Origin of the sequence: Kitasatospora sp. MBT66, from assembly GCF_000710405.2 — a bacterium.
GTDB lineage: Bacteria > Actinomycetota > Actinomycetes > Streptomycetales > Streptomycetaceae > Kitasatospora > Kitasatospora purpeofusca.
The window spans coordinates 118,403-123,402 of sequence record NZ_JAIY01000009.1; the positions used below are offsets into that span (position 1 = coordinate 118,403).

General features: G+C 76.0%; 3 protein-coding genes. 1 reads left to right on the forward strand and 2 read right to left on the reverse strand.

Features of this window, described 5'->3' with window-relative positions:
- A partial coding sequence (locus BI06_RS24510; protein WP_051741776.1) for a 3-deoxy-7-phosphoheptulonate synthase occupies nucleotides 1-925 on the reverse strand: 925 nt, incomplete at its 3' end.
- Nucleotides 922-3,822 carry a LuxR family transcriptional regulator gene (locus BI06_RS24515; protein WP_051741778.1) on the reverse strand — a complete coding sequence of 967 codons (2,901 nt, stop codon included), beginning with the start codon at nucleotides 3,820-3,822 and terminating at the stop codon, nucleotides 922-924. The genes BI06_RS24515 and BI06_RS24510, both read right to left, overlap by 4 nt.
- Nucleotides 3,823-4,148: 326 nt before the next feature.
- Between BI06_RS24515 and BI06_RS24520 the strand changes: the two genes are divergently transcribed.
- Nucleotides 4,149-5,000: BTAD domain-containing putative transcriptional regulator (locus tag BI06_RS24520; RefSeq protein WP_199523347.1), on the forward strand; the 852-nt coding region annotated here is incomplete at its 3' end.

Consider the following 5,000-nt stretch of genomic DNA (forward strand, 5'->3'; position numbering starts at 1 on the left):
TCGGGTCGCAGAGCCAGACCACCGGGTGCCCCGCGTCCGCCACCGCCTCCACCAGCGGCGGCAGCACGTCGGACACCCGGTCAGCGCCCATCCGGCTGATCAGCGTCAGCCGGCCGGGGACGCGGTCCGGGTCCAGCGCCCCGGCGTAGGCGACGGCCTGCTCCGGGGTGGTGGACGGGCCCAGCTTGAGGCCCAGCGGGTTGGCGATCCGGCGGGCCAGGGCGACGTGCGCGCCGTCGAGCTCGCGGGTCCGCTCGCCGATCCACAGGAAGTGGCCGGACAGCGCGTACCCGTCGCGCACCAGCGGCACCTCGTAGTCGAGCAGCAGGGCCTCGTGACCGGCGAACAGTTCGCTGCGGGTCGTCGCGGCCACCGAGTCCAGCACGTCGAGCGCGGCCCCGGCGCCGTCGTACGCGGTGAGCATCCGCCGCGGGTCCGGGGTGCGGGCCTCGGCCGTCGCGGCGAGGCCGTTGACGATGTCGCCCCGGTAGGAGGGCAGCCCGTCCGGGCCGGTCGGACTGGAGCGAGGCTTGGCGTACTGCCCGGCGACGCGTCCGACCGGTACCACCGGCAGGCCGGAGGCGACCTCGAACAGGGTCGCGCAGTGCAGCAGGGCGTGCAGGTTGGCGCGTACGTGCTCGGGGGTGTTGCCGGCGAAGGTCTCGGCGCAGTCCCCGCCCTGGACGACCAGGGCCCGGCCGAGCGCGGCCTCGGCCAGGCGCTCCCGGAGCCGGTCCACGGCGGCGGGCTCCACCAGGGGCGGCAGGGCGCCGAGTGCGGCGCGCACCTCGCGCACCCGTTCCCGGTCGGGCCACTGCGGTTGCTGGCCGGCGGTCAGGCCCGCCAGGGCCCGGGCGAGTTCGGGCTCGGTGCCGTCGTGCACCGTCGGGGTCGTGGCGGTCGGCGTGGTCATCGGAGTGGTCATCCCGTCTTCCTCAGGCCGGCCCGCAGATCGGCCGGCAGATCCTTGCGTCGGCGTACCCCGAGCTTGCGGTAGACCCGGGTGAGGTGCTGTTCCACGGTGCTCGCCGTGACGTACAGGCGTCCGGCGATCTCGCGGTTGGTGTAGCCGAGTACGGCGAGCGAGGCGACCCGGCGCTCGGACTCGGTGAGCGCGCCGGCCCCGCCCGGCTCCGGTGCCTCGTCGGCGGCCGGGCCGCTCTCGCCGAGGTCCGCCGAGACCGACAGCAGTTCCTGGGCGAGCGGTCTCAGGGCGCACATGTTCGCCATGTGCAGGGCCTGGCGCAGCAGCAGCCGGGCCCGGCGCTTGTTGCCGGTGCTCTGGTGCACCCGGCTCAGGTCGGTGAGCACCCGCACCTGCTCGTAGCGGTCGCCGGAGGCCTCGGTGAGGTCGACGGCCTCGGTGAGCAGGGGGCCGCGCCGTCCGGCCGGCCCGGCCGCGGCCAGCAGCCGCAGCGCCGGGCCGCGGTTGTGCGGCAGGTCGGCGTCGGCCCGGCTGAGCTGTTCGTGGATCAGCCGCCAGGCGCGGTCCCGGTTGTCCAGCCGTAGCCAGGCGTCGGCGGCCTGGGTGCGCCAGGGCACCACTCCCGCGCCGTCCAGGCCCCAGGTGCGCAGCAGTTCGCCGCAGGACAGGAAGTCGGCGAGTGCCGCGTGGCCGTGCCGGGTCGCCAGATAGTGCTCGCCGCGGGCGAACAGGTAGTGCAGCCCGTACAGGCTCTGGAACATCGCCTCGCCGACCGCGTGGGTGAGGTGCTTGGCCGCCGAGCGGTGCTCGCCCGTACGGCTCTCGGCGACGATCAGCGTGCCCAGCGGCAGGCCCACCGCGATGCCCCAGGCGGTGGGGCTGAGGTGGGTCAGCGCGGCCCGGCTGTGCTCGGCCGCCGTGGTCGGCTCGCCCAGCCGCAGGGCCGCCTCGGCGTGCGCCGCCGAGTACAGGGCCGTCGCGGTCGGGATCCCGCGGCGCGCGGCGGTGCCGAGCAGCCGTTGGCTCCAGACCGCCGCGGTGTCGGCGCGCCCGGCTTCGAGCAGCACCCGCAGCGCGAGCAGCGCGGCCTCCTCGGCCCACGGGGTGCGGCCGTGCAGGTGGGCGTCGTGCAGCACCTGCTGGGCGCGGTCGACGGCCTCCGCGGCCCGTCCCCGGGTGAGCGCCCCGGCGAGCGCGGCGGCGGCCCGCAGCTGCGGGTCGACGTCCGGGGCGACCGCGTGCCGCAGGTCGGCGGGCAGCGCCGGGACACGGCGGCCCCGGGCCAGGCCCGGGTGGGTGTAAGCGAGCCAGGTCTCGACGTCGCGCAGCGCGCCGGTCCCGGCGGGGGAGGCCGGTCCGGTCCGGGCGCGCAGCAGGTCCAGTACACCCACCGCCTCCTCGCCGCGGCCGTGCCACAGCAGGTACCGGACGAGGACGAGCGCCTCGGCGAGCCCGAGGTGCCCGGCCCGGACCGCGGCGGTGAGCGGCACCAGGTGCCGGGCCGCCGCCGAGGGGTTGAGCTGCCACTCGGCCTGCGCCAGCCGGTGCCGGAGCACCGCCCGGTCGTTCTCCTCGGAGGCCTCCTTGTGGGCCAGTTGCAGGCAGGCGACGGCGGTGCGGTGGCGGTGGTCGAGCAGGGCGTGCTCGGCCGCCCCGGTCAGCGCCGCGACCGCCCAGGGCGCGGGTGCCCGCCCGGCCTCGACCAGGTGCCGGGCCACCTCGGCGGCGGGGCTGCCGCTCTCGTGGGCCAGCTGGGCGGCCCGCAGCCGCAGTTCGGTGCGCTCGTGCGGGGCGAGGTCCTCCAGGACGGCGGCGCCGGCGGCCGCGGTGCGCAGCCGTCCCTCGCCGTCCAGCAGTCCGGCGGCGGTGAGCGCGGCGCGGACCCGGGCGACCGCTTCGGCGCTCTCCCGCTCGCCCAGCAGCCTGGCCACGTCCTCGGCCGGGGCCTCCTCGCCGAGCACGGCCTGGGCCTGGACGACCCGCAGCACGCCGGGGCCGGCTCGGTGGAGGCAGCTCAGCAGGGCCGGGCCGTAGCGCGGTTCGGGCTCGTCGGCGCGGTCGAGGTGCTCGTCGACGAGGGCGTGCAGCAGCAGCGGGTTGCCGCCGGCCACGTCCACCAGTCCGGGGCCGCGGTGCCGGGCGTCCTCCTCGCCCAGGCCCTCGGTGACCAGGCGCAGCGCGCCGGCCCGGGACAGCGGGGCCAGCGCGAGGCGGTGGGCGTGCGGGTGGCGCAGCAGTTCGGCGTGCAGCCGGCGCCGCGCGGGCCACGGGGTGCTGCCGTCGGTGAGGACCAGCAGGACCCGGCTCTGCGGCAGGTGGCGCACGAGGTGGCGCAGGAAGTGCAGGGACGCCTCGTCGGCGTGGCCGATGTCCTCGACGCAGAGCAGTACCGGGGTGTCGGCGGCGGCCGCGAGCAGCGCGGTGGTCAGGTCGCGGCAGGCGCGCAGCAGCGCGGGCGACGGCGGGCCGGTCGGGTCGGCGGCCGCGCCGCCGCCGTTGAGGGCGGTGCCGTTGAAGCCGGTGCTGCCGTTGAGTGCGCTGCCGTTGAAGCCGGTGCCGTTGAGCGCGGTGCCGTCGGCACTGTCGGCCGGGTCGGCGAGGAGGGCCGGGTCGGCCAGTGCGGCCAGCCGCTCGGCGTGCCCGGCGGGCCAGCCGGGGGAGTGGGCGATCCGGTCGGCGATGCCGAAGGGCAGGTCCCGCTCCTGGGCGGAACAGCTCGCGCTCACGACCAGGACTCCGCGTTCGGCGGCCCGGGCGGCGAACACCCGCAGCAGCTCGCTCTTGCCGCTGCCGAGGGGTCCGTCGACCAGTGCCACCCGGCCCGCGCGGCCGAGACAGTCGGCGAGCAGGTGGTCGAGTCTGTCGATGTGCGCGTCACGTTCCAGCAGGGAAGGCACCGGGTACCCCCGACCTCGTCTCTTGTAGGCGTCCGGCCGCCGGTCCCCGGCGGCTCCCCGGGGCGGTGGCGACGGCCGCCCGCTCCCGGTGGAACCCATCATGGGGAAACCCCGCCCATCGCCCGGGAACTGACCGCCCATGGGCGGGCCACTGCCGCCGGGCGGTGGCGGTGCATTGCCGCGGGGATAACCGTCGGGGGGGTTGCCGGTGGTATCGCGGATCAGAATTGATGGGCAGTCAATGGAAGGCCCGGGTCGACCTGATGTACCATCGGGCACATTCGGAATGGCATCTTCTGGAATCGCAGGGAATCGAGGGGGTAGGGGTGCGATTCAACGTTCTGGGGCCGCTCGAAGTGCTCTCGGACGGCACCGACGTGCCCATTCGCGGCCTGCAGCAGAGGGCCCTGCTCGGTGTTCTCCTGCTCCGCGCGAATAGCGTGGTGAGTATCAACGAGATAGTCGCCGCACTCTGGGGCGACGACCGTCCGTCCACGGCGCGGAAAATGGTGCAGAACTCGGTGGCCGGGCTGCGCCGCGCATTCCAGGCGGTCGGGGAGCCGGCGGACAGCAAGGCCGCGCTGAATACCACTGTGCCCGGATACATGCTCAGAATCGAGCCGGAACAGCTCGATCTCACGGAATTTCATGAGCTTGTCACAATGGGCCGGGCCCGACTGGCGGCCGGCGACTGGACGCAGGCCTCGGAACTGCTGCGCCGCGCCCTCGGCCTGTGGCGCGGCCCGGTGCTCGCCGACGTGAGCGACGCCGGGCTCACCTGGCCCGAGCTGGCCGCCCTCCAGGGGATCCGGCTCGCCGTCCACGAGGACTGCATCCAGGCCGAGTTGGCGATGGGGCGGGACCGCGAGCTGATCGGCGAACTGGAGTCCCTGCTGGAGGCCGAGCCGACCCGGGAACGCCTGGTCGCCCAACTGATGGTCGTCCTCTACAACTGCGGGCGCCAGTCCGAGGCACTGGACCGCTACCGGCGCACCCGGGACCTGCTCGCCGACCGCTTCGGCCTGGAGCCGGGCCGCGACCTGCGCCGCCTCCAGCGCGCGATCCTCAGCCACGACCCCGCCCTGGCGCTGCGGCTCACCGCCGCCCCGGGCGGCGCGGCGGACTTCCCGTCCCCGGCCGGACCGGGACCCGGGCCGGCCGCCCCGCAGCCGCCGCGC